This window comes from Odoribacter sp. AF15-53 (assembly GCF_003479425.1).
Classification (GTDB): Bacteria; Bacteroidota; Bacteroidia; order Bacteroidales; family Marinifilaceae; genus Butyricimonas.
Map to the genome: position 1 here is coordinate 859,790 of NZ_QUHC01000001.1, position 25,098 is coordinate 884,887.

At 44.8% G+C, this 25,098-nt stretch carries 19 protein-coding genes and 2 tRNA genes; 11 read left to right on the top strand and 10 right to left on the bottom strand.

The annotated features are described in order from the left end of the window. Positions 1–11: 11 nt before the first annotated feature. Both DWW52_RS03455 and DWW52_RS03460 read right to left on the bottom strand, forming a co-directional pair. Positions 12–500, bottom strand: coding sequence for a hypothetical protein (locus tag DWW52_RS03455; protein WP_118714056.1), 489 nt, complete (start codon positions 498–500; stop codon positions 12–14). A 363-nt stretch (positions 501–863) separates the two neighbouring features. After that, positions 864–1,298: a hypothetical protein gene (locus DWW52_RS03460; protein WP_148315321.1), complete on the bottom strand. Its 435-nt coding sequence runs from the start codon at positions 1,296–1,298 to the stop codon at positions 864–866. A 182-nt stretch (positions 1,299–1,480) separates the two neighbouring features. On the opposite strand from DWW52_RS03460, the gene fabG reads away from it, so the two are divergent. Continuing rightward, positions 1,481–2,227, top strand: coding sequence for a 3-oxoacyl-[acyl-carrier-protein] reductase (fabG, locus tag DWW52_RS03465; protein WP_118714058.1), 747 nt, complete (start codon positions 1,481–1,483; stop codon positions 2,225–2,227). A 155-nt stretch (positions 2,228–2,382) separates the two neighbouring features. On the opposite strand, the gene DWW52_RS03470 is transcribed toward fabG, so the two are convergent. Together DWW52_RS03470 and DWW52_RS03475 are read right to left on the bottom strand one after the other, a co-directional pair. Beyond that, positions 2,383–3,300, bottom strand: coding sequence for an AraC family transcriptional regulator (locus DWW52_RS03470; protein WP_118714059.1), 918 nt, complete (start codon positions 3,298–3,300; stop codon positions 2,383–2,385). A gap of 303 nt (positions 3,301–3,603) precedes the next feature. Beyond that, a complete protein-coding gene (locus tag DWW52_RS03475) occupies positions 3,604–4,140 on the bottom strand; it encodes a hypothetical protein (protein WP_118714060.1) in 537 nt (178 codons plus the stop codon). 442 nt (positions 4,141–4,582) lie between these two features. Here DWW52_RS03475 and DWW52_RS03480 point away from each other — a divergent pair, with 442 nt between their 5' ends. The 3 genes from DWW52_RS03480 to DWW52_RS03490 all read left to right on the top strand — a co-directional run bounded on the left by DWW52_RS03480 (position 4,583) and on the right by DWW52_RS03490 (position 10,035). Beyond that, complete coding sequence (locus DWW52_RS03480) at positions 4,583–5,566, top strand: DUF6340 family protein (RefSeq protein ID WP_148315322.1); 984 nt, start codon at positions 4,583–4,585, stop codon at positions 5,564–5,566. A 13-nt stretch (positions 5,567–5,579) separates the two neighbouring features. Then, positions 5,580–6,737: an iron-containing alcohol dehydrogenase gene (locus DWW52_RS03485; RefSeq protein WP_118714062.1), complete on the top strand. Its 1,158-nt coding sequence runs from the start codon at positions 5,580–5,582 to the stop codon at positions 6,735–6,737. A 112-nt stretch (positions 6,738–6,849) separates the two neighbouring features. Continuing rightward, positions 6,850–10,035: an exodeoxyribonuclease V subunit beta gene (locus DWW52_RS03490; RefSeq protein ID WP_118714063.1), complete on the top strand. Its 3,186-nt coding sequence runs from the start codon at positions 6,850–6,852 to the stop codon at positions 10,033–10,035. A gap of 143 nt (positions 10,036–10,178) precedes the next feature. On the opposite strand, the gene DWW52_RS03495 is transcribed toward DWW52_RS03490, so the two are convergent. Continuing rightward, entirely contained in the window at positions 10,179–11,576 is a 1,398-nt protein-coding gene (locus DWW52_RS03495) for a DUF5723 family protein (RefSeq protein ID WP_233556678.1), read from the bottom strand. Positions 11,577–11,775: 199 nt separating this feature from the next. On the opposite strand from DWW52_RS03495, the gene DWW52_RS03500 reads away from it, so the two are divergent. Together DWW52_RS03500 and DWW52_RS03505 are read left to right on the top strand one after the other, a co-directional pair. Then, a tRNA-Met gene (locus DWW52_RS03500) sits at positions 11,776–11,848 on the top strand. A gap of 166 nt (positions 11,849–12,014) precedes the next feature. After that, a complete protein-coding gene (locus DWW52_RS03505) occupies positions 12,015–12,983 on the top strand; it encodes a hypothetical protein (protein ID WP_118714065.1) in 969 nt (322 codons plus the stop codon). 38 nt (positions 12,984–13,021) lie between these two features. Here the strand turns inward: DWW52_RS03505 and DWW52_RS03510 are convergent. From DWW52_RS03510 to DWW52_RS03530, 5 genes are all read right to left on the bottom strand, one after another. Next, positions 13,022–13,094, bottom strand: a tRNA-Met gene (locus tag DWW52_RS03510). Between the two features lie 170 nt (positions 13,095–13,264). Continuing rightward, a complete protein-coding gene (locus tag DWW52_RS03515) occupies positions 13,265–15,295 on the bottom strand; it encodes a transketolase family protein (RefSeq protein ID WP_370449475.1) in 2,031 nt (676 codons plus the stop codon). A gap of 71 nt (positions 15,296–15,366) precedes the next feature. After that, positions 15,367–15,813, bottom strand: a complete 447-nt coding sequence (locus tag DWW52_RS03520; RefSeq protein WP_118714067.1) for a hypothetical protein — start codon at positions 15,811–15,813, stop codon at positions 15,367–15,369. A gap of 34 nt (positions 15,814–15,847) precedes the next feature. Further along, positions 15,848–16,315: a CYTH domain-containing protein gene (locus tag DWW52_RS03525; RefSeq protein WP_118714068.1), complete on the bottom strand. Its 468-nt coding sequence runs from the start codon at positions 16,313–16,315 to the stop codon at positions 15,848–15,850. Between the two features lie 77 nt (positions 16,316–16,392). Next, on the bottom strand, positions 16,393–18,942 hold the full coding sequence (locus tag DWW52_RS03530; protein ID WP_199691946.1) for a prolyl oligopeptidase family serine peptidase: 2,550 nt from the start codon (positions 18,940–18,942) through the stop codon (positions 16,393–16,395). A 375-nt stretch (positions 18,943–19,317) separates the two neighbouring features. Here DWW52_RS03530 and DWW52_RS03535 point away from each other — a divergent pair, with 375 nt between their 5' ends. The 5 genes from DWW52_RS03535 (at position 19,318) to DWW52_RS03555 (ending at position 25,097) form a co-directional block, all read left to right on the top strand. After that, a complete protein-coding gene (locus DWW52_RS03535) occupies positions 19,318–19,539 on the top strand; it encodes a DUF3791 domain-containing protein (RefSeq protein ID WP_118714069.1) in 222 nt (73 codons plus the stop codon). A gap of 20 nt (positions 19,540–19,559) precedes the next feature. Further along, positions 19,560–20,006 (top strand): DUF3990 domain-containing protein, encoded by a 447-nt coding sequence (locus tag DWW52_RS03540; RefSeq protein WP_370449476.1) that lies wholly within the window; start codon positions 19,560–19,562, stop codon positions 20,004–20,006. A 5-nt stretch (positions 20,007–20,011) separates the two neighbouring features. After that, on the top strand, positions 20,012–20,236 hold the full coding sequence (locus tag DWW52_RS03545; RefSeq protein ID WP_118714071.1) for a hypothetical protein: 225 nt from the start codon (positions 20,012–20,014) through the stop codon (positions 20,234–20,236). Positions 20,237–20,516: 280 nt separating this feature from the next. After that, positions 20,517–21,683 carry a FecR family protein gene (locus DWW52_RS03550; protein ID WP_158582472.1) on the top strand — a complete coding sequence of 389 codons (1,167 nt, stop codon included), beginning with the start codon at positions 20,517–20,519 and terminating at the stop codon, positions 21,681–21,683. A gap of 87 nt (positions 21,684–21,770) precedes the next feature. After that, positions 21,771–25,097, top strand: coding sequence for a SusC/RagA family TonB-linked outer membrane protein (locus DWW52_RS03555; RefSeq protein WP_118714073.1), 3,327 nt, complete (start codon positions 21,771–21,773; stop codon positions 25,095–25,097). Position 25,098: the final 1 nt, after the last annotated feature.

Genomic DNA, 25,098 nt, shown 5'->3' on the forward strand with positions numbered 1-25,098 from the left:
GGGGTGAAAGTTTATTCCCTTTTGTTCTTTTGTTCTTCTGTTTGTAATTTGAAGCGGATGCGTAGGACCCCGTCGTTAAAATCAAACGAGATCACGCGAAAAGTTCCGATCTCGGCCGTGTTTGTCACGTGCTGTCCGATACAGGCGCATTGGTCGTAATCGCCGATGCGGATCACCCGGATCGTTTTGATGCCCGGTTCGGGGAGACGTGTCAAGTTGATACTCGCGGGCACTTGTTCGATCGGGTAGAAGATTTCTTCCACGTTGATATTTTGTTGTATGATGTCATTTACCGCTTGTTCGACCATGGCGATATCCTCGGCCGCGGGAGCGGTCTTGAAATGGTAATCACATTTGGACTTCTTTTTCTCGATGTGGGCGGAAAAAGAGCGTTCGCAATGGAAATATTTTACCATTTGAGAGTTTAACAGGTGTTCTGCCGTGTGCATCGGGGGATATTCTTGCTTGTTATGCGCGTTGAGTTGAATTTCTTGTTCCATACGTGAATATTGAATGTTAACGATACAAATATAAGGAATATTAGGAAGAGAATAAAATATATTTCACGATAGGATGAAAACATTCCTGTTTAGTATTATTTTTATTTGTCGTAAAACTGAATGCTCGTGGCATGAAAGTAGGTAAAGAAATAATACGGCAAATGTCTTTAAGCGATTTAAAGGTAGCTTGTGAAATGATTCCATGATATAGAAAAAAAGTAGGGTACCCCCTTTTTTTTCCCTTCGGTATTCTTCCAGTTCATCGACGCTTGCGAGTATTGTTGAAGTGTTGTTGTACTGGAGGAAGAGCGTTGTTGTTTCCTTTCCTCGTTGAAAACATGACAGGTTTTGTTTGAGAAATTCCTACTGACCGTCAAACACGAGCTGGTAAAGTCGCATTCGTCGTTTGGATTGGAATTCCCATTTTTCCGTGTTCCAGTAGGCCGAGTCCACGGGTTGGGAATTGGCGTACGTGGCTTTTATCCATTTTCCCCAGAAATAGTCCCCATCATCCTCGTATCGTCGGTCATCGGGTTTATAATACTTTCCACAGAGTTCCGCACCCGTTTCCAGCGTGATTTGTGAACGAGGGAAGACGATATGGGTGGAATCGTTCTCTTTCGTCAGGTTGTTTTCTTTGTCGTTTACCCCATCTTTGAACCATCCGAGCGAGTCCCTGTACATGACGAATCTTATCGTGTCGTCCGTGTTGTTGATAACCCGGTATTTGTCCTGACACCAGTAATCACATCCCCCGGCCACGATCGCGGCTAACAAAGGGAGAAGAATTTTTTTCATTTTGCACGACATATCTATGGATTTTGGAATGCAAGATAATGTTTATCATTCAAATAAACAATTCATTTCCTGTTTTCAATTAATTAACTAACTTTGTCCCTCGATCGGGCGGTATTTTACCGCCGCGGGATCACTTGACAGGTGGTTCCGGTTTAAATTTAGGTTTAAATAAAACTGTAATTATGAAGTTATTAGAAGGAAAGACCGCCATTATCACGGGGGCGTCAAGAGGAATCGGAAAGGCCGTGGCATTGGAATTTGCTCGCCAGGGAGCGAACATCGCTTTTACCGATTTAAGATACGATGAAATAGCACAAGAGACCGAAAAAGAGATTGCCGCATTAGGCGTGAAAGCTAAAATGTACGCTTCCAACGCGGCAGATTTTGCCGCCACGAGTGCTACCGTGGATGAGATCGTCAAAGAATTCGGACGTGTAGATATACTTGTAAACAATGCCGGGATCACGAAAGATACCTTGTTGATGCGCATGAGCGAGGAACAATGGGATGCCGTGATCAACGTCAACCTGAAATCCGTGTTCAATTACACGAAGGCCGTTTCTGCTATTATGTTACGTCAAAAATCAGGTTCTATTATCAGCATGAGCTCCGTGGTAGGAGTGAGCGGTAACGCCGGACAGGCTAACTATGCCGCTTCCAAGGCCGGTATCATCGGTTTCACGAAGAGCGTGGCAAAAGAACTCGGTTCTCGTAACATCCGCGCCAACGCCGTGGCCCCGGGATTTATCATCACCGATATGACCGCCCAATTGCCAGAAGACGTTCGCAAGGAGTGGGCTGCCAAAATTCCGTTGAGAAGAGGCGGTACCCCGGAAGACATCGCGAAAGTGTGCGTGTTCCTCGGATCTGACTTGTCGGCTTACGTGACGGGACAGACCATCCATGTTTGTGGCGGGATGAACATGTAACAATTGTAATTTGAAAATGGAAAATTGGAAATGAGAGAATTCGTGTAGGAATTTGATTTTCGGTTTTCCATTTTCCATTTTCTTCACGTTTAATTCATCGAGAAGCTTGTTTCTTGTCCGGGAAAAATGAAGTATTTTTATTTTACATTATAAAATTATAAGTCAGGGGATTCCTTGTAATTGTAGCCTTGCCTGTTCCTGTATTCCCTGGGGGGAACCTTCATGATCCGCTTGAAATATTTGATAAACGAGGAAGGGGTCGAGAAATTCAGCTCGTAACCGATTTCCTGTACTGTTTTGGAGCTTGACGCGAGCAAGGATTTGGCTAGCGTGATCACGTAATGATCAATCCATTCCCCGGCGAATTTCCCACTTGCCTTGCGGACGATTGCCGAGAGATACTTGGGCGTGAGACAAAGTTTGTCGGCATAGAACATGACGCTGCGTTCTTCCATGTGGTACTCCTCAACTAGCATGATGAACTGGTTGAAAATGTTCATCTGGTGCGATAATTTAAACTCGGTGCTACGCGACTGATTCACGATAAACCCGTAGAGCTCGTAAAACAGGGCATGTATCAGGTTGTGCACGGCGGTATAGAAGAATTGCGAGTTCGGATTACCGGTTCTCTTGGATAGTAGCAGTTGATACCATTCCAACCGGTTGACCTCTTCCTCGTTCAGCTCGATTATCGGTTGGTATTTCATTGTCAGGAACAGGGGGATTATTCCCTTGAATCTTTCCCTGAAATAATCGCCCGAAATACAGATCAATCCGGCCTCGTAATCTGGTGATGTCTGGCTGAAGCCGACAAGCTGTTTCGGTAGCACGATGATCAGGTGGTTTTTCTTGATCCGGTACTTTTGGTCACCGATCATAAACTCCGTTGTTCCTCGCCGGCACAGGGAGAAAGAAAATGTTCCCGTGACATAGATTTGTTGAAGTTCCACCTGTTGACGAAGAAATTCTTTCTCCTTGGCAATATTATTATAAATGATGAACCCCTCTGAAACATAGTCCGGTTTCGTGTTCTGTTTTAGTTCTTCTATACTGATCGTCCTGAATTCTTTCATCCTTCCCTCTGAATTGTTAAGCAAAGGAATGAATTATCCGCTATATATACAATGAGGGATCGACGTTTAGAGTATTTATACCGTCCTAAAGGAAATTAATAATTTAATGATGCTATATAGTGAATATATTGAATAATTACTTGTCTTCGACAACTTCTTTTGGTCCATAAAGTCATGCCTTCGGCATCTAAAGTTCATAAAATCCTTGGAATTATTGTTTTACGAACTCTATTTCCGATTGGTTGCTCAAGCTGCCATAGTCTAAGCGCTCGTGGGGGCAACAGACCTTATGGACCTTGCGGATTAGGCTTCGTCTCGGGCATTCGTGAGCTTGTTGATATTGTTCGTGAGCTCTTGATGAAAGAACGGGGTACCACCTCCGGGAAGCGCTCCCGATATCGATTTGATCAATACTTGTTTATCATCCAGCAACACGAATATCTTGCTTCCCCATCCGGACCCGATACCGAGAGGGGTGGGCGTTTTCGCCACGATGTAATTCTTTCCTTGAGCACACACAATCCCGCCGATCTCGTTGATCGTTTGTTTCACGACCCGTTCGGTTTCCTCCGGGGTAAGCGAGACAGGGACAACCTGCATGGCCAGTTTCTTGCGTTTCCACCCGTAGAGTACACCCGCGAGAGCGATCCCGCAAATCAGGAATACCCACGGCGTGAGAGTAGTAAATACTTGATTATTATTAAAATAATACCACGGCGTGAAAATAAGTATGATCAGCAGCAGGCAAATGGTGTAACAGTAATGAACGAACGCGTCGTTGGCGTTTAGTTGTAACACGTGACTGGCGGCGGATTTCCGGATTTGTTGTTCTGTCATCATAGCTAACGATTATTAAGTTTATTTACAAATATACGGAATATTTGAATACACCGTAACTTTAATTCATTAATAGATAATGAATTCGTGACAATGTTTTCGTTCAATTAAGCCGGAAATAAGTTTATAAAGTTCATAAGGTTTATAAAGTTTATAAAGTTTATAAAGTTACGGGTGTCCTCCGGACGGAGTTTATCGGCAGCCCGAGCTGCCGTAGACAAAGCGCCCCGCAGGGGTCCATGTACCTTATAACTTTATAAACCTTATGAACTTTATAAACTCAAAAACCGGGTAGAAATCAAAGAAACGATTTCTACCCGGTTTTTTTGGTTATTTCCCGGAATATACCTACTTTTAAAACACCATATTTCACCGGTTGCCGGAAAGTCATGTCCGCGATTGTGGCTCGCTTTTTGTAACCACATTAACAAATAAACAAGTAATCATGGAAAGGCATGTTAAATATAGGATGAAAGCCGGGCTTAAGATAGCCGGGGCGTTTCTGTTGTTGTGTTGCTTTGCTTCCTGCGGTAGTTATAAAGTGTTGAATATCGACGTGTTGCAACCGGGAGAGATGAATCTCGGGCCGGGCAACGTGCAAGTCCTCTTTGTCGACCGGAAGATCATTCACGAGGCCGATTCTCTTTCGGCATTACAACTCTACACGGCGTTACGCTTGAGACGGGACGACATTGTTAACTGTTTCTATGATGGTCTGCGTGCAGCCTTGCGTAGTGGCGTGCGGCCGATATTAATGGTCAAGGGACTTGGGTTAACCCCGACTTACGTGCCGGATGGCTACGAACCTAAGCCGATTTCTCCCGCGGGCATCAACGAGTTGAAAAAGATTACCGGGCTGACACATGTGCTTGCCGTGGAATACTGCAAGTTCGGGATCGACGCTTCGTCTCGCCTGACGCTTGACAGCAACCTCCTCGTGCGTCTTTACGACGTGGAAGGGAACGTGGTCGATTCCGTGCGGAGTGACAAGTTGGATGCCCTCGAACACATGCGAGTGGGGACCGACGATTACGCGACGATCTGTAATTTCTTCTACGACTGTGGCGTGGACTATGCCGAGCGCATGACACCCACGTGGAAACCCGAGGAACGCCGCCTGTACACGGGCAACCGGGTACTTGACCTTGGATTTTATTACTTCGATAAAGAGGACACGGACGAGGCTCGCCGGATATGGAGTGCGGCTTTGAACCTGAAACCTAAGGTGGCAGCCAAGGCCGCGGTCAACCTGGCCTGGCTCTATGAGCAGGAAGGCAACTTTTCGGGCGCCAAGGCGTTGCTCGAAGCGGCGCTGAAAACCCTAGGACAAAGTAACGCGAATGACAAATTGTCCGTATACATCAAAACGTACATTGACCGCCTTGACAAGCGGATCAAGGACGAAACCAAAATTATGGAACAAATATAAACGACATTAAAGCATGAGAAATTTCGATTATTACAATCCCGTGAAAATACTTTTCGGGAAAGGAAAGATTGCCGAGATAGCAAAGTGGATTCCCAAGGGAATGAAAGTGATGATGACCTACGGGGGTGGGAGTATCAAGAAAAATGGCGTGTACGATCAGGTCATGGATGCCTTGAAAGGATTTGATATCGTGGAATTCGGTGGTATCGAACCGAACCCGAAATACGAGACCCTGATGCGTGCCGTGGAACTGGCAAAGCAGGAGAACGTGGGATTCCTTCTTGCCGTTGGTGGCGGTTCCGTCATTGATGGTACCAAGTTTATCGCCGCTGCTACCTGTTTCGAAGGCAACGAACCCTGGGACATCGTGGCCAAAGGCGCCCGAGTGAACGCCGCCCTCCCGCTCGGAACCGTATTGACACTTCCGGCCACGGGATCTGAAATGAATAGCGGGGGAGTGATCACCCGTCAATCCACGCTGGAGAAACTGGCATTCAATTCTCGTCACGTCTTCCCGAAATTCTCCGTGCTTGATCCCGTGGTGACCTACTCGTTACCCATGCGTCAAGTGGCTAACGGAGTGGTGGATACTTTCGTTCACGTGATGGAACAATATTACACCTTCCCGGAACAATCTGAAATACAGGATCGTTTCTCTGAATCTATCCTGAAAACCTTGATCGAGCTAGGCCCGAAGCTGATCCATGCCGAACAACCGAATTACGACGACCGGGCGAACTTCATGTGGGCTGCTACCATGGGATTGAACGGGCTTATCGCTTGCGGCGTGACTCAGGACTGGTCTACCCACCACATCGGCCACGAGTTGACCGCCTTCAACGGGTTGGATCATGGCATCACGCTGGCCATCGTCCTGCCGGGTGTGATGAACGCTACCAAGCTCAAACGCCGTGAGAAACTATTGCAATACGCCTCACGGGTGTGGAATATTGACACACAACAACCCGATGCCGCCGATCAGGCCATTGCCCGCACGGAACAATTCTTCAACGAATTGGGCGTGAAGACCCGCCTTTCCGACTACGGCGTGGGTATCGACACCATCGACCGTATCGAGAAACGTTTCCGCGAACGGGGAGACTTCGCCCTCGGTGGTATCGACGATGTCAACATCGACAACGTGAGAAGTATATTAACCTCAAGACTTTAATAATTTAGAATGTAGAATTTAGAATGTAAAATGGGAAAAAGCATCCCCGTGTTACATTCTGGATTCTACATTTTTATTCTACATACTACATTTTAAATTCTAAATTAATCCTATGCTGCGTGTATACCGGGCTTCCGCGGGTGCGGGGAAGACTTTCGCCTTGACCATGGAATACTTCAAGATCGTTTTTAACTCCCCGACGGAGTACAAGAACGTGCTGGCCGTCACCTTCACGAACAAGGCGACCGAAGAGATGAAATCCCGTATCGTACGGGAACTCAACAAGCTGGCGGAAGGACAGAAGAGCGATTACCGCGATGAAATCCAGCGTACCTTGAAGCTGACGGCCGAGCAGGTACGGGAACGGGCGGGCGTATTGCGTACCTTGATTCTGCACGATTACGGTCGGCTCTCGGTTACCACGATCGACCGTTTCTTCCAGCGCGTGATCAAGGCGTTTACCCGCGAGTTGGGGATATTCCCCGGTTACAACGTCGAGCTCGACAGCGATTACGTGTTGCAGCGAGCCGTCGACCAGGTGATGCAGCGCATGAACAGGGACAAGGAATTGGGTGCGTGGATCACCGAGTTGATGAACGACAGCGTGGAAGACGCCAAGACGTGGAGCGTGAAGGGCAAGATCGCCGAATTGGGGAAAGAACTCTTCGGCGAGAGCTACATGCTTTTCGACCAAGATGTGCGGGAGAGATTCAACGACCGCGGTTTCTTGAAAGTCTACAAGCTCTTCCTACAAGGCGTGGTTTCCCGCTTCGAGAAGCGCATGGAGGAATACGGGCGGCTAGGTTGCCAGTTGATAGAGGAAAGCGGCTTGCACGCGGAGGACTTCAAGGGAGGCAAACGGAGTTTCATCTTCTATTTCTATAAATTGCGGGACAAGAACCTTGATAAGATCACGGACACGACCCGCCGGGCGATCGACAATCCGGACGAGTGGGTGACGAAGAAACACGACCCGGCCATCCGGTCGGGCATAGAGAGTGTTTACCCGACCCTTAACGCGTGGTTGCGGGAAAGCACGGAATATTACGACGAGAACCTGCGGGATTACGTGTCGGCGGGACTTCTCTCGAAAAACCTCTACCAGCTAGGGATTCTCAACGATCTTTACGGGGAAGTACGGGATTATTGCGATGAGAAGGGACTGATGCTATTGAGTGACACGACCCGCCTGCTCAACATGCTGATCGCCGGGAACGACACCTCGTTTCTGTTCGAGAAAACGGGAAATTTTTACAAACATATCATGATCGACGAGTTTCAGGACACCTCGACCATGCAATGGGGCAATTTCCTGCCGTTGGTCGTGAACACTCTTTCCGAAGGTGGGCGGGCCTTGATCGTGGGTGATGTCAAGCAAAGCATCTATCGTTGGCGTAACGGTGACTGGCGTTTGCTGGCTGAGGGCGTGGAACGAGATCTCTCCACGTTTGGTATCGACAATGTAATTTTGGAACACAACTGGCGCAGTTGCAAGGAGGTCGTGGAATTCAACAACCGCTTCTTCTCCTTGGCGGCCGTACAACTGAAAGAGTTGTACGATCGGGAATGCGGCGAGGAAAATGCTTATTCCCGTTCGATTACCGAGGCCTACCACCAACCGGAACAGCTCGTCAGCCGACCGGGGAACGGGTACGTGGAGATTCGTTTTGGTGGTGAGAAACAGGAGGAGGAGAGCGCCGGGGAGATCATGGAGTCGGTCGTGGATATCGTGAATGACACGATCCGCCGGGGCGGAGAGCTCAAAGACTGCGTGATCCTCGTGCGGAACGGGAAGGAGGGTGCGTTCGTTGCCGATTACCTGATAGAATATAACAAGCGGGAGGGTATTCCCTTCCCAGTACCTTTCATATCCAACGATTCGCTGTATGTCTCCTCGTCGCCTTATGTGGAGTTAATCGTCAACGTTTTGCGCTATATGGTAGAACCGTACGATGCGGTGAACCGTACCGTGTTGCTCTACAACTACCGCTCGTTCGTCAAGGGGGAAAACACATCCGGTGACGATGCCCTTTTCAATGCAGGCAGCCGGGACGAGAGTTTTCTCGATGCGCTCGACATCCCGTTGTTGCGAGAGCCGGGGCGGTTGACCTCCAGTTCTCTCTTCGAGATATCGGAAAACATCATTGATGCTTTCGGGTTGCGGGGCAGGGCGGAGGAATTGCCCTACCTGATCGCTTTCCAAGATATCCTTTTCGATTACGAGAAGAATAACACCAACAGTATCCCCGTTTTCCTCGAATGGTGGGAAAAGGAACGCGATAAAAAGGTGCTTTCCACTTCCGAGGAAGTTGATGCGGTGCGCATCCTCACGATTCACAAGTCCAAGGGACTGGAATTCAAGACGGTTATAATTCCGTTCTGCGCTTGGGACTTGGACGACATCCGGCACGGGCGGCGCATCTGGTGTCGCAACCGGGAGGAGGGATTCCGCGATCTCGAATATGCCCCGCTGAACTATTCCGCCAGGCTGGCGGACAGTCATTTTCGGGAAGATTATCTCGTCGAGCACGTGAAAGCCTACGTGGATAACCTGAATCTGCTTTACGTCGCTTTCACGCGGGCGGAACGGGAACTTTACGTCCTGCCGTATGCTCCTAAGGTGACGAAAGAGGGCAAGCCCTCGGACATCGGGGCCTTTCTCTTCCAGGTGTTGGAAGTGAGCGACATGCCGGGATGGGATTCCGGGAACTTGCACCTGCGGGTCGGAGAGAAGCCCGTGCTTGAGAAGAAATCGCAGCCTACCGCAAACAACACGTTGAGCCTGTCGGAATACCCGATCCATGAGCTGAACGAGCGGGTAAGTGTCCGCTACAAATATGAGGATTACACCGATCCCGAAGTGACGCGGGTTTCCGCCATTGACGAGGGGAAAATATTACACGAGATATTCCGTCGTATCGAGACCATTGACGACGTGGCAGGAGCCGTCGATGACATGTATCGTTCCGGCTTGCTCACCCTCTCCGAGCGAGATACTTACGGGGAGCAGGTGGTGACTTACTTGAATAGTACCATCCCTTCGGACTGGTTCGGGGGAACCTACAAGGTGGTGAACGAGCGTGATATTCTCTTCCGTGTCTCCGGGAAAGCCCGTCCTGATCGTGTGATGATCGACGGCAATAAAGCGATCATCGTTGATTACAAGTTTGGTCGTGTGGAAGAAAAGTCCTACCTCCGTCAGGTGGGTTTCTACTGTAAAACCTTGCGCCAAATGGGATATACCGACGTCACGGGATATATCTGGTACGTGACGCTGGGAAAGGTCATTAGTTTATAAAATTTATGACGCTTATAAAGCCCGAGGACTTTGGGGCAAGAAAACTAAAAATTTAGAATAAAAAAAGCGGTTGCCAGTGCGAGGGATTAACCTGCAACTTGCAACCTGCTAATTTGTAATTTGAAAATCGCCGGAGGCTATTTTCAATTATTCCTATAATCCGCTCTTTTCCTGCCGAGAGGAACGCTAACGCCGAGATAGGCGTTCAGGCGGTTGGCTTCTTTCGGGGCTTTGGTCATCAGGTAGTCCGAACCGATGAACACGGGACCCATTTTCAGTCCGATACCCAGCGTCTTGAATTCACTGTGCAGGAAAGAATAACTTAACGTTGCGCCGAACCAGTTTTTCGGGCGATAGTTAGCGGAAAGCGTCAACTCCGAGTAAGACTTGGGTTTCGTGAACTGCGTGGACGACAACACTCCGAAGCCTAGTTTATTATTCAGGATCATGTATTCGGCACCGAGGTTCAGGGTTGAACGCAGGCTGGTTCTACGGCTTTTGCTCTTCTCTTCCGTTTGGAGTTGAAGCAAATCAAAGTCGAACACGTCTCCTGCCACGTAAGTATCTTCCGGGTGTTCCGGATCGAAGCTGACAAAATCACCGTAATCATGCTCGCTGTTGGTCGTGGCAATGGTGGTCGATGATTTCGTCCACTTGATGAAACCTAGGTCCAGGATCGCAGCCGAAACGTTGATGCAGTTGAACAGGTTGTAGCTTGCTCCCAGGTCGATTCCGAACCCGTAGCCGGACACGCCGGGAGAATCGAAATCAATGTCATCGATATACCCGCCGTCTTCATTATGGCTAAATTCAAGCCCTTTCATGGAAGTTTCCAGGCGTCCTTTCGTCTTCACTTTCCAGGATTGGTAGCTCATGATATCTTCCGTGTTTATCTTCGCCTGGATCTGGTCGATCTTCGCGTCAAGGTTACCGATACCTACCAGCAATTTTGCCCGTCCGCCGATCGTCAGGTCGCGGGTCACGGGGCGGGAGTATCCCAGACCGATTTCGGTGAAGACATCCGCGTGAAGCTCCATGTTCTTGATATCGTAATCCAATTTCAACTGACCGTCTCCGAGTTCCGGGTCGATATTCGCATAACGGGCGAACTCGAACATCGTTTTCGGAATCGAGGCACTGACGATAGCCCGCGCCCCCAGATTCACGGTCCAGAAGCCCTTGCCACTGTAAAAACCGAAAGAGATCACGTCCGTGGTCAGGTCTATATTCATCGTGTTCTTCGTGTCGAGGCGATTGATAAACTTGTCGCTATTCAAGAAATCATTCTCGTTCTCGATGATATCGATAAAATCCTGTACGCTCAACTTGTTGGAAGAAGCGGATAAACCGATAGCCCCGACCGCAGGGATGTTAAAATAACCTCTGGCAGGTTGCAACGCCGGGTTCATTTTGAGGCGTGCCGGGACGTTGTCCATGAAATAGGAAGTACGAAGCCCCTGTGCGAACCCCTCGGAAACCCCGATAACGGTTAACAGCATGGCCATGCAGCTAACTTTCAAAAAGGTAAAACTTTTTTTCATAAATCGTGTCATTAATACATCTGAATTGATATTTACAAGCTACAAAATTGATGTTTTTTTTTAGAATAGCCAAGGAATATTATTAATTCTTTGTTCCGATTTAATGAAATAAAAGAATATTTGTCTCTCCATTATTTGGAAATATGAAAAACATGCTCTATCTTTGCACTCGCAAAACAGAACAAGTTTTGACTAACATTGCGGGATGGAGCAGTTGGTAGCTCGTTGGGCTCATAACCCAAAGGTCGTCTGTTCGAGTCAGGCTCCCGCTACAGGCAAAGGATCGGTGAAAATCGATCCTTTTTCTATTTCCTTAATGCAAGCTTTTATAATTTGATATACCTTCGTGAAGGTGTAATACCATATTAAAAAATGCATACAGAATAACGTGAGATGTAGTATTTTTCTTATTTTTATCCGTGTTAAATGGTTTGAGTTATGGTGAAAAAATTGTTTCTGTTTATTTTGATTCTCACGAGTATTCAAGTGAATGGTCAAATTACGAAAGTGGGTGAGGGGCAAGTGTCCCCTGACGGTAATTTTGTTGCATTTATATGTTATATGGGGCATGTCCAAGATATTTTTCTTTATGATCTACAGAAAGATACGTTGTCTCAGATTACTAATTCTTCTGTGTTGGATTTTGATTCGCAATATAAAACTTCATTGAACTGGATTGATAATCAACGGATTCTTTTTTTGTCAAAATATGGTGGTTTGTCCCAACAGTATATAGTGAATGTTTTCACGAAAACGATGGAGCCGAACGGGACATCTTCTTCGAACGAGTATTTGTTGGAATATTCTAGCGTAAATCAGGAATCGTACTATATTTCATCCCATAAAGGGATGGAACCTGCTGTCTTCAGTAGAAAATTGCACGATTCGCGAGAGAGGAAAGTGTCAAAAGGTAATATGAATTGTACTTCTATTACAGTATCACCTAACGGGGAATTGTTAACGTACAAGGAAATGCCTTTCGGAAAAACCGTGTTGATTTCTCTGAGAGATAACAAGATTATAAAAACAAAAGTGCCAACGAAGAATACATTCGTGTATGCTTGGAGTCCCTCCTGTGATCGATTTATATATAGGTACACGTATTTTACAGGCGAGACAAGTGAAAGTGAATTACGACTTTACAATATTATTACTAAAACAAGTGAGATAATAATGAAAGATTGTGATTTTGTTTGGGGGTGTTTATGGACTAAAGATAAGTATATTTACTGTTTATCCAATAAATGCTATCTGGTGGATCAAGAAACAGGGAAACAGAAAGAATATGATGTTATCGGAAGACCTGCTTGCTGGTTAAATAATGGACAGTCCGTATTGTTTATTCAAGATAAGAAAGCGTTTATTCTGGATTTATTTACCGGGGGTGTAAAGAACGTTATAAATTAACAATGAAAAAAGGATCGAGAGAATCGATCCTTTTTTTGTAGCGGGAGCCTGACTCGAACAGACGACCTTTGGGTTATGAGCCCAACGAGCTACCAACTGCTCCATCCCGCAATGTTAGTCAAAACTATTACCGTTTTGCGTGTGCAAAGATAGTGTATTTATATAGTACGTGCAAGTATTTCGATCTTTTTTTTAGAATAAATAAAATTAGCTGCCACGGGGCTAAAAAGAAGCGGGAATGACAATCGTCATTCCCGCTTGATATCTAGTAATTTGGAATGCTATTTCCCTAATAATTCACATACTTCGTTGAATACGCATTCTCCGGTAAATCCGAATTTCTCGTCCAGTACTTTGGCAGGAGCGGAGTATCCGAAGTGGTTTACACCGTGAATACGACCGTTGCATCCAACCAAACCTTCCAGAGTTACGGATAGGCCCGCGGTCAACCCGTATTTCGGTTTATTGGCCGGAATAACTTGTTCTTGGTAAGCCTGGGATTGATGACGGAATAGACCTTCAGAAATGACGGATACGATTTGAGCCGTGATACCTTTACGTTCCTGAAGAAGTTTTGCCCCTTCAACCAGCGTGGATACTTCCGAACCGGAAGCAACTAGGATCACGTCCGGGTTCTCTCCGGTCTTGCATACCACGTAAGCCCCTTTTTCTGCCTGTAAAGCTTCGTCGTAACGATCTTTGCCGGGGAGGTCGGTGATATTTTGTCTAGAGAGGATTAATGCGGTTGGAGTGGTAGTGTTTTCCATGGCCATCTTCCAAGCAACAGAAGTTTCCGCTGCATCAGCTGGGCGTAAAGCCAACAAGCTCATTTTTCCGGAGTGATTTTCCAGTTTTTCCATCAAACGCAATTGAGCCTCGTGCTCGATCGGTTGATGGGTGGGACCGTCTTCTCCCACGCGGAACGCATCATGCGACCAAACGTATTTCACCGGAACTTCCATCAGGGCGGCCAAACGTACGGCAGGTTTCATGTAATCGGAGAACACGAAGAAGGTTCCGCAGGCCACGAAGATACCCCCGTGAAGAGCGATTCCGTTACAGATAACAGCCATGGTCAACTCGGCAACCCCGGCTTGTAAGAAGGCCCCGCTGAAGTCTCCTTTCACCAGGTCACGGGCTCCACCTTTGATGAATCCGTCTGTTTTATCGGAGTTACTCAGGTCGGCAGAAGAGACGATCATGTTCTCTACTTGCTGTGCCAGTGCAACTAACACGTCAGCCGAAGCGGCACGCGTGGCGATGTTTGCTTTATGTTGGATAGCTTTATAATCAATTTCGGGAGCTTTGCCGGACAAGAACTTGTGCAATTTTGCAGCTAGTTCCGGGTTCGCTTTTTCCCAAGCGGCTTGCTCTACCTTTTTAGCTTTAGCGTAAGCCCGTTTTTCATCGAGTATTTTCGCGTAGAACTCGGCTACTTCCGGGAATATCGTGAATGGATTCTGCGGGTCTCCACTCAAGTTTTCGATGGTTTTTTCGATAGAAGCACCGGCACCGGTTAACGGTTGCCCGTGAGTGGACACTTTGTTGGAGAAGTCTTCCCCGTTAGCCCCCATGGCACCTTTTCCCATCAATGTCTTACCGATGATCAGGGTAGGACGTTCTTTCTCGGCGTTAGCGGCCTGTAACGCTTTGATGATCTCGTTGGCGTTGTTTCCGTTGATCGTGATCACGTTCCAGCCCCAAGCCTGGTATTTGGCAGCCGTGTCCTCGCATGTTACTTCATTCACGCGGGTTGACAACTGAACATCGTTGGCATCGTAGAACATGATCAGGTTGGATAATCCCAATGTTCCGGCAATACGTCCGGCACCTTGAGAGATTTCTTCCTGAATACCCCCGTCAGAGATAAAAGCGTACGTTTTGTGTGCCATCCATTCACCGAAACGGGCTACTAGGAACCGTTCGGCAATAGCGGCACCAACAGCCATGGCATGTCCCTGACCGAGAGGGCCGGATGTGTTCTCGACACCCCGTTTCGGGTCTACTTCGGGGTGTCCGGGTGTCACGCTACCCCATTGACGGAAGTTTTTCAAATCTTCCATGCTGTACGTGCCGATCAGGCTTAGCATGGAATACAGCATCGGTGACATGTGTCCCGGATCCATGAAAAAACGGTCCCGGTTAGCCCAGGTCATATCATCCGGATCAAAATTTAAGAATTGGGAATACAACACGTTAATGTAATCAGCACCACCCATAGCTCCGCCCGGATGACCTGATTTTGCTTTTTCAACCATAGAAGCTGAAAGGATGCGGATGTTGTCCGCTGCTCGATTAAGGATCTTCTCCATGCCTATATTTTTTTGATGAAAATTTTAAATTTTCGGCAAAGGTATGCTTTTCTCTTGGAAATACAAAAGAACTAATCTTCATACGTATCTAATTTCCATCCTTTTTCACCTCTTTTTTCTCTCCAATCCCAATAGGTATCAAAAAACATGTCGTGTAGAAAATCCTCGGCAGGTTCCAGATCTTTATTAGGCTCTAAGTCAATCATTTTTACACCGGTCCATGCGCTGTTTTCTCCTTGTGGGTCTCCCGTTTCATCGATAATGTTAAATAAATGAAATAGAACTGTTGCAGAATTATTTGCGAATAGTTTTCTCAAGGCACTTTTCAAAGCTTCGTTATTGTCTAGTTTGCCAAGTTCTATTTTTTCCGCATCAGAGAATCCGCAATTAGGGGGATAACACATGAAATTAAAATCCTTTTTTTCAACTATTTTAGTCGCATCTGAGTCTGCGTATTTTTCAATGATGCGATTTGCTTCGACAAGTAAAATTTTGGCATTCGTATTTGATAGCTTCATAAGTTCTTTTGTTTTATAAATTAATAAGATATAGCTACCATTTCGAGTAAGGATTTTGTGCTAACATGGCGTTGTAATATTTTGTCTCTCCGGTAACTTCCGAACTTAACCACGTCGGTTTTATGAATGATTCGTTCTCATTTTGTAATTCGATTTCAGCAATTACTAGCCCCTCGTTTTCCCCGTGAAATTCGTCCACTTCTATCGTGTGTTTGCCGGATTTCACGAGGTAGCGGGTTTTGTCTATGATTCCCGGTTCGCATAGTTTTAGTAACTCTTCGGCCTCGTTGACGGGAATCTCTTTTTCCCACTCGAAACGGCTGATTCCGGACTTGCTGTTTTTACCTTTGATCGTGATGAATCCCTTATTACCCTTTACCCGTATGCGTACGGTTCTTTCCGGAACAGAGGAGAGGTATCCTTGCGTGACGCGGGTTGATTGGAATGAATCTGACTTAAAATCTCCTTTTATCAAGAATTTACGTTCTATTTCTTGTGCCATGATGTTTAATTTTGAATTTGAAATGTAGAATTTAGAATGAATACAGTTTCTAAATTCTACATTTTGAATTCTACGTTTTATAGGTTTTTATCCTTGTACATGTTCTCCCACCAGGCAGGTTGACCTTTCAGGTATTTGGCGAAATAAGCCATGATCGTGTTACCCCAGATAATACGTTGATTATAGTCAACCACGGCATGATCGGCATTCTTGATCAGTACGAGTTCTACATCTTTGCCCAAAAGTTTCAGGGCCGTGTAAAACTGGATGCTTTCACCCGTGGGAACGTTCACGTCGGCGGTCCCGTGTAACAGAAGCATGGGTGTTTTGACCTTGTCAGCGTTGAATAACGGGCTTTGATCGACGTAAATATCCTTGCGGTTCCACGGGAACGAGTGAGCGGAAGCGTTGGTGCTGTAACTGTATCCCCAGTAACCTTCACCCCAGTAGCTGGAAATAGAAGAGATTCCGGCGTGTGATATGGCACAGGCAAAGATGTCCGTGCGGGTTTGCAGGTACATGGTGGTAAATCCGCCATAAGATGCACCCATGCATCCCACGCGTTTAGCATCCACGAAAGGATGCGCTTTCAGGAAAGCCTTGGTACAAGCAATGATTTCATCGGCCGTGATTATTCCCCAGTTATTCTGGTGACGGGCCGAGAATTCCTGCCCGAACCCGGTGGTACCAGAGGGTTGCATCACGTAAACGACATACCCATTCGCGGCGTACAGGTTAAATGGCCATCTTCCCCCGAAGGTTCTTTCAACCGGAGAGGTTCCCCCGTAATAGTAGACGATCATCGGGTATTTTTTGTTCGGATCGAAATCGGCAGGTAAGTAATAACGCCCGTCAATCGTGGTGCCTTTCTTGTAGTTGTAATCCCAGTCTTTTACTTGTCCGAAAACAATATTCTTGTATTGTTCCCCTTGCGGGTTCGCCCATTCCTTGGCGTCGAGGTCGGTTAAATTCAACGTGTACACCCGGGTCGGATAACTTTCATCGGAAGCGGTGTATACCCCGATATTCCCGTTTTGAGCCAGGCTGATTCTTTGTACCAAGTCTCCCGGGCATTTGATTTTCGAGATTTTCCCGTCTTTCCCGTAGCGGAACAGGTGAATATAATCGGTATCCCCGGCTATGATGTATATGTTACCGTCTTTGTGCCACACGTAATTTGACACGGAGGGATTGAAGTCTTTCGTGATCGGGGTCACGTTCTTGGATTTCAGATCATAGATATAGAGTTGGGTGTCGTACCCGTTCACGATTTGTCCTTTGGCGATGTTCACGCCTATTTTCCCGAAAGCGTCAGCCGCACCACTGATTACTAATTGAGCGTCATCGGGAGAGAAAGCGCATTGAATGCCTACCAACCGGTCTTTCCAAAGCGTGTCGACCTGATTCGTGCGCGCGTTCAGGAGATAGATGGATTGCTTTCTGTAGGGGTATTCGTTATAATCCGGGTAGCCCGTGCTGATAAGGATCTGATCTCCGTTATGACTGATATCCATGATGGAAGTGGTGTAATTCCCCCAGGTCAGGCGGGTATGAATCCCGGTGTTCATATCATATTTACACAGGAAATAACGATTCCGGTAGTAAGCCTGGCGGTCTTCAATCCCGTCTAGTTTGCGCAATTCCCATTCCTTGGCGTTATAATTTTCATTTTTGTAATACACGAGGTAACTGCGATCCGGGGACCAGGTGAACGAACTGATGGATTGATCGGCTTTGAACAGGCGTTTCAGACTTTTTTGCTCGATATCATAGGTATATAACGAGTTCCCCGTTCCTTCTTTTAACAGGTAGGATAGTTTGTCTTCACCCGGAATCCAAGTCAGATTACTGGCATTGTCCCCGTAGAACGTGTACACGATTTCTTTATCGGTGATTCTGTACACGTTTGTCATAGAGCTGCTTTTACCTTTGATGATCTCGCCTTCGGTCATGATCAGGTATTTCCCGCTGGGAGAGACTTGTAAACCGCCTACCCGGGGACCGTTTAGTACGTCGAGGATGTTTTTTCCCCGTTTGGGTGATAGGGTGAATTCTACCGGAACATCTTTAAATTCGGGATTAGCAATGAATTGAGCGGAAAATAGTTTGTCACTATCTTTTGTTAACAGGCTTTTCACGATGATCGTGTGTTTACCCGGAACCCATTGTACGGTACATTCTTGATTAACGGCTTCCGTTCCCTTGTGACTTGTATACGTGATCACCTTCACGCCGTCCACGTAAACTTCGGCATTCCCGTAAAAAGAGAATTGTAGCTTCCCGCTTATCCATTGCGTGTTGGCCGCGTAAACCGCATTCAGTCCGATAGCTGGGGAGTCATTCCCACCTTTGGAAATAACGATGTCATCGGTCACGTTTGCGGTTTCCCAGGTCAGTGAATGGTATTGCAATTCCCGTGAGCCTACCGAAGGGGTGAAGTTCTCGATATTAAAGGTCGAAAGAGTCAATAGATCTGCCTGTGAAAATGTCTTGTTTTCAACGTTTTTCACGTTCCCGAAAGCCGGAAACTCTACCGGAACGGGAGGTAGCCCCATCCACTTTTTGACCGTCTGGCCATTTAGTTGAATGGTGCAGACGAACAGGAATAAAAATAATAAGTGTTTCATTTTATCGTGTTTAATTAATTTGAATTCATTCCCGCAAAAATATGGATTATATTTTAATAACCCCAACTTAATTGGGCACGCGGGTTATTTTGAATGGATTACTTTTTTGTTGATGAGTTATCGTTGTTTGTAATTCATGGATAATCAATAGATAATCTTACATGTCTTCGTTATCTTTTCGTTATACCATGCTTAAACCAACCTTCTATAGAACGAAGAGATAAGGAAGCTATAAGCCAGAGATAACGAAGAGATGTAAGCGATGGTAGGGAGAAAAACATGTTGTTTTGTTTATTTTTTTGTCTCTGTACTGGCATATAAAAATTATGCTTATCTTTGCAATAAGACTGCTTGTTTTTAATAAAAGTATATGATATGAAATATAATGTTCGAGATATATTGGAGTACATCATAGCATTGGTTAATGAGTTCGCCAAGAAGTTTAATTTAACTGATGTTCAGGCTTATCGTTATATTCGAATTCATAAAGGAGTTACTTTTATAGAGGAAAATTATGGTATTATACACACGTTGGATTTTGATGAAGCAGTTAATAGTGTTGCCATGTTTTGTCGTAGAGTGGGAGGTGCCTTATGATTCTTTACCACGGTTCGAATATGCCAATTGAAAAGATTGAATTGGAGATGTCGAAATCTAATAAAGACTTTGGGAAAGGTTTTTATCTGTCCGAGAATGAAATGCAAGCAACTGAAATGGCCCGTTTTAAAATGTTGACATTGGGAGGAGAAGCTATTGTTTCAAAATTTGAATTTGACGAAAGCGTGATGACCAACAATTCATTACATGTAAAAATTTTTACAGAATATTCTGAAGAGTGGGCTGATTTTGTTTTTGCCAATAGAGATGGAGTAGATGTAAAAATAAAGTATGATATCGTTTACGGTCCGATAGCTAATGATAAAGTCGGATTACAAATTCGTAAACTAAAGGATGGAAATATTGATCGTTCTGAGTTCTTGAACCGTTTAAAGTATATGAAAGGTATTACCTATCAATACTTTTTCGGTACTCAAAAAGCAATTGCATTTCTTTCAAAAATTTAATAGAGATGAATCGTGAAGAATTTGAATATATGAAAGAGGCTTTGACTACAGATCTGGCAGAGTTACTTGTTAATAATTATCACATGTCTGCAATTGAGGCCTTGGATGTTCTTTATGCCTCTGATACTTATGCCAAATTACGTGATCCTCAAACAGGATTATATTTTCAGAGTTCATTATATGTCTATTCGTTGCTGGAGAATGAACTTGCAACAGGTTCCATGGGATAATTTTTGTATATCTTTGAGTTTTAAAATCTCCGTACGTGGGATTAGGAGGCGTGAATAATATTTGACCAAGAATGATTTTAACGAATAGTAGAACAAGTTTTTTCTCTTGTTCTATTTTCTTTTGATGTTGTGTAATTTGGTTTTTATCAATGGTATACATTCCTTTTTTTACTTGGAATGAAAGACGAATTATCTCTAGCCTGAAAAATAAATGAAAAAAAGTTGTTTTTTTTATTACACCAAATGCCACTTAAATCGCTTTAGTATTAAAACCGAAAAGATGTTAAGTAGAGAAGAACATATAGCCCGATTAATTTTCCTGCATATTCAGGGAATGACGGATGATGCACAGGAGAGGGAACTGAGCGAATGGAGAGCTGGTTCCCTGAGCCACGAGGCTCTTTTCCAACGTATGTTATCCAATGAACACGTTGAGAAAAGTATATTTCGTTTTGTAAAAACGGAAGAGGAAGAAGAGAAGGGATGGCAAATGCTTCAACAGAAAGTGGAGAACAGACGTCCGGATCGAAAAGTAAAATGGTTTGCTTATGCCGCGGCTATAGCTTTATTAATAAGCACGTGGGGAATCTTTTATTATTCGGGGAAAGAGAATCGGCGAGAAATGCTCCCGGTGGTTAAAAATGATTTACAACTTCCCGGTTCCCGTGCGATCTTGATATTGCCGGATGGTCGTAAAGTAAATCTGGAAGATGAAATGTTACGTTCTGATCTGGCTAAGAATGATAGTTTATTGTTATTTAGTGCGAGTTCTTTAAGATATCGGGACATTGATTCTCCGGATACAACAGAGGTTTTTCATACATTGGAAATTCCCCGGGGAGGAGAATATCTATTAACCTTGTCGGATAGTACGATTATTTACTTGAATTCTGAATCAACTTTAAGTTTTCCAGTGAAATTCCAAGGTAATGAACGTCGGGTACATTTGACCGGAGAGGCTTATTTTAAAGTCCGTAAGAATGCTGAACGTCCTTTTGTCGTGATGGCCGGGGATGTGAAGGTGTTGGTAACAGGGACAACTTTTGGAGTTCGGGCCTACAAAGATGAGAGCGATATTCAAACAACGTTGGCTAGTGGAAGTGTGACGATACTGGCAAAAGGGAAAAGTGTGAAACTTGTTCCTAACAGGCAGGCCGTATTTAATAAATCGACACTGGGACTACAAGTCCGGGATGTTAATGTTGATTTATATCTGGCATGGGCGGACGGACGACTCGTGTATGATGATTGTCCCTTGGAAAAGATACTGACGGATTTGAGTCGGTGGTATAACATTGATGTGTTTTATAGTCGGGATGAATTACGGTCGTTCAAGTTCTCGTTAAACATGAAAAAGCATGAAGCTTTTTCTCAAGTGTTAGAATTAATAAGCAGAACCGGAGAGGTTCAATTTGATATAAAAGATAACACGGTTATAGTAAGATAAAAAAGTAGCGCTGTTAACACTACTTTTTGCATTTACATCCTGCTGCTAACAGGATGTGGAGAATTGTTGAATTCAAAAAACAAAATTATGAAGAAAATTTCTAATGTCGTTGGGAAGAGGCGGTTTTTATTCTTCCTTTTCTTGATTTTCACAACTCAATTTAGTCTGGATGCGTATTCGCAAGAGAAAAAAATCTCGTTTACGCTGGAAAATGCTTCTTTAAAGGAGATCATTAGTGAAATACGTAAAAGTTCGGATTATGATTTCGTTTACCGGGATGTGAATCTGGAAGCGTTTACCCGGAGGGATGTTACTTTTAAAGATGCGACGGTTGCGCAGATTCTTGCGGAATGCTTGAAAGGTACGAATCTTGGATACGAGATTAACGGGAAGACGATTATTATTCGTAAACAGGATGCAAAGCAAGAGGAAGCGAAGGTAAAAACGATCACGGGTAAAGTCACGGATGAACAAGGAAATGTGTTACCGGGGGTTACGGTGATGATTAAGGGAACCACCTTGGGAACAGCAACAAGTCCTGACGGGGAATACAAGTTGGAAATACCCGGAAGCGGTGATCAAGTTCTGGTATTCTCGTTCGTGGGAATGAAAACGCAAGAGATTGCTATCGGTTCAAGAACGAAGATAGATGTGAAGCTGGCTGAAGATACCGAAACTCTGGAAGATGTGGTTGTAACGGGTATTTTTACCAAATCGAAAGAGAGTTATACGGGAGCAGTTACTTCTGTTTCGGCTAAAGAGCTAAAGATGTATAAAGGACAGAATTTGCTTGCCACCTTGCGTAATATTGATCCCTCGATTAACGTTGTCGCGAATAATGCCTTGGGTAGTAATCCGAATGTGATACCGGAAATCAATATCCGGGGTAATTCCTCTTTGCCCGTAACCGTGGATGAATTGAACAATCAAGCATCAAAGCAATTGAATGCTCCGCTGGTAATCATGGATGGATTCGAGATTTCGTTACAAAAATTGATGGACTTCAATGATGAAGAAATTGAGAATATCAATATCTTGAAAGATGCTTCTGCTACTGCTATTTATGGTTCACGGGGGGCTAACGGTGTGATCGTGGTGACGACGAAAACTCCCAAGCCCGGTAAGTTAAGAATTTTCGCGCAGGGAGGAATAAATATTGAAATGCCTGACCTTTCTTCTTATGATTTGTTGAATGCTCGCGATAAATTGGAATTGGAACGTATTGTCGGTTTGTATGATGATAAAGAAGATGTTGTGAGAGACAGGGCATTGAAGGAGAGGTACAATGAATTGTACTCGGAGGTTTTGAAAGGGGTGAACACGCATTGGCTGAGTCAACCCATACGTACCGGAGTCGGGCAGAAGTACAATTTGCGTTTGGAAGGAGGAAACGAGGCGTTCCGTTGGGGTACAAGTCTTTCTTATAACTCGGTAATGGGAGCCATGAAAGGATCTGAAAGAAATACTTTTAGCGGTAGTGTAACCTTGTCTTACTCGGTGAAAAATGTGATCTTTAAAAATCAGACAGGAATAGACATAAACAAGGGTGTAGAGAGTAAATATGGTACATTTTCCGATTACGCTAAGATGAACCCGTATTACCGGATAAAAGATGAAAACGGGGAGTATATTAAAGAATACTCGATAAAGGGCGAGAAGCAATATAATCCACTTTACAATTCTCGATTGAACGGGAAAGACGAGGACAAATACACGTTGATCACGAATAATTTCTCTATAGAGTGGAGTATTAATAGTGATTTACGTTTACGCGCTCAATTAGGATTACAGAAACAGACGAACACGTCTGATAAGTTTGAGCCAGCGGATCACACATCATTTGCATCATCTACGGATAGTGACAGTTATTTTCGCAAGGGAAGATATACTTACGGTACGGGTGAAGACATTAATATTGATGCCAACGTGACGTTGAGCTATTCGAAAACATTTTTGGACAAGCATCAAGTATATGCCGGGTTTGATTATTCGATAGCACAAGAAAAAAATCACAATTACACGTTTATCGTGGAAGGATTTCCCGACAAAAAGTTGGATTTTATCGGGAATGCTTTGCAATACGAGAAAAACGGGGTTCCCTCCGGTACGGAAGAATTGTCACGCCGGGTAGGGTTCACGGGAAATGTCAACTATATTTACGATAATCGTTATTACATGGACTTGTCTTTCCGCGTGGACGGATCATCGTTGTTCGGTACGAAAAATAAATTTGCACCGTTCTGGAGTGCCGGTATCGGATGGAATCTACATAACGAGAAATTCATGGAGAAACAAGATATCGTGAATAATTTCCGGATTCGCGGATCGTACGGAGAAACCGGATCGCAACAATTTTCTTCTTATCAGGCATTATCGACTTTCCAAAGTTACACGGGAAAACGTTATATTATTTGGAACGGATCCGAGTTGATGGGATTGGGTAACGAGAAGTTGAAATGGCAGGTGACAAAACAATTGAACGGGGGTATTGAAGTTGGGCTTTTTGACGGTCGTTTGTCAGCTTCTTTTGATCTATACAGCAAGAAGACATCTAATTTGTTATCACAAATGGACTTGCCGTCAGCAAACGGGTTCAGTTCTTACGTGGACAACGTGGGAGAGGTGAAGAATACCGGATACGAAGTGATGCTTAGCGGTTATTTAATGCGTGATACACACCGAAATATTATCTGGTCGGTAACAGGAAAACTGGCATATACGAAAAATAAAATCACGAAACTTTCAGAGGCTATCAAACGACAAAGTGAGCTTTATAAAGCGAAAGACGTGGAGATAAATTCGTTATTATATGAAGGTTACGCGCAGAATTCTATTTGGGCTGTACCTTCATTGGGGATTGATCCGAGTACGGGTTATGAAATATTCCTAGATAAGAACGGGAATATCACGGATAAATGGAATCCTTCGGACAAGCGTTATTTTGGTGTGGACGAACCCAAATACAGGGGAAATCTGAGTACTTATTTTGCATGGAAAGATCTTTCCGTGAACCTTTCGTTTGCTTATCAATGGGGGGGACAACAATATAACGAGACTTTGCTTAATAAAGTGGAAGTAACATCGAGTTATATAAATTTAAATAATGTTGATAGCCGGGTGTTGAAAAAGAGATGGCAAAATCCCGGAGACGTGAAACCGTATAAGGGATATGGTTCTTCCTCGACGAAGGCAACTTCTCGTTTCGTGATGGATGATAATGTATTCCAATTCCAGAGTGCCAGCGTGGAGTATCGCTTCCGTTCTGATTTCTTGCGTGACAGATGGAAAATAGAGACACTTAATATAGGGGCTAATATGTCGGATATTTTCTATATCTCTTCCATCAAACGAGAGAGAGGAACTTCTTATCCGTTTGCTCGTCGATTGACTCTAACTCTTTCAGTAATGTTCTAAA

Bases quoted from the DNA above. Each gene is read 5' to 3' on its own strand.
- DWW52_RS03470 (WP_118714059.1), bottom strand. From the start codon at position 3,300: ATGAAAGAATTCAGGACGATCAGTATAGAAGAACTAAAACAGAACACG.
- DWW52_RS03555 (WP_118714073.1), top strand. From the start codon at position 21,771: ATGAAGAAAATTTCTAATGTCGTTGGGAAGAGGCGGTTTTTATTCTTC.
- DWW52_RS03525 (WP_118714068.1), bottom strand. From the start codon at position 16,315: ATGGCACAAGAAATAGAACGTAAATTCTTGATAAAAGGAGATTTTAAG.
- DWW52_RS03480 (WP_148315322.1), top strand. From the start codon at position 4,583: ATGGAAAGGCATGTTAAATATAGGATGAAAGCCGGGCTTAAGATAGCC.
- DWW52_RS03475 (WP_118714060.1), bottom strand. From the start codon at position 4,140: ATGATGACAGAACAACAAATCCGGAAATCCGCCGCCAGTCACGTGTTA.
- DWW52_RS03515 (WP_370449475.1), bottom strand. From the start codon at position 15,295: ATGGAGAAGATCCTTAATCGAGCAGCGGACAACATCCGCATCCTTTCA.
- DWW52_RS03545 (WP_118714071.1), top strand. From the start codon at position 20,012: ATGAATCGTGAAGAATTTGAATATATGAAAGAGGCTTTGACTACAGAT.
- DWW52_RS03460 (WP_148315321.1), bottom strand. From the start codon at position 1,298: ATGAAAAAAATTCTTCTCCCTTTGTTAGCCGCGATCGTGGCCGGGGGA.
- DWW52_RS03530 (WP_199691946.1), bottom strand. From the start codon at position 18,942: ATGAAACACTTATTATTTTTATTCCTGTTCGTCTGCACCATTCAACTA.
- DWW52_RS03540 (WP_370449476.1), top strand. From the start codon at position 19,560: ATGCCAATTGAAAAGATTGAATTGGAGATGTCGAAATCTAATAAAGAC.
- DWW52_RS03490 (WP_118714063.1), top strand. From the start codon at position 6,850: ATGCTGCGTGTATACCGGGCTTCCGCGGGTGCGGGGAAGACTTTCGCC.
- DWW52_RS03505 (WP_118714065.1), top strand. From the start codon at position 12,015: ATGGTGAAAAAATTGTTTCTGTTTATTTTGATTCTCACGAGTATTCAA.
- DWW52_RS03550 (WP_158582472.1), top strand. From the start codon at position 20,517: ATGTTAAGTAGAGAAGAACATATAGCCCGATTAATTTTCCTGCATATT.
- DWW52_RS03455 (WP_118714056.1), bottom strand. From the start codon at position 500: ATGGAACAAGAAATTCAACTCAACGCGCATAACAAGCAAGAATATCCC.
- DWW52_RS03520 (WP_118714067.1), bottom strand. From the start codon at position 15,813: ATGAAGCTATCAAATACGAATGCCAAAATTTTACTTGTCGAAGCAAAT.
- DWW52_RS03495 (WP_233556678.1), bottom strand. From the start codon at position 11,576: ATGAAAAAAAGTTTTACCTTTTTGAAAGTTAGCTGCATGGCCATGCTG.
- fabG (WP_118714058.1), top strand. From the start codon at position 1,481: ATGAAGTTATTAGAAGGAAAGACCGCCATTATCACGGGGGCGTCAAGA.
- DWW52_RS03535 (WP_118714069.1), top strand. From the start codon at position 19,318: ATGAAATATAATGTTCGAGATATATTGGAGTACATCATAGCATTGGTT.
- DWW52_RS03485 (WP_118714062.1), top strand. From the start codon at position 5,580: ATGAGAAATTTCGATTATTACAATCCCGTGAAAATACTTTTCGGGAAA.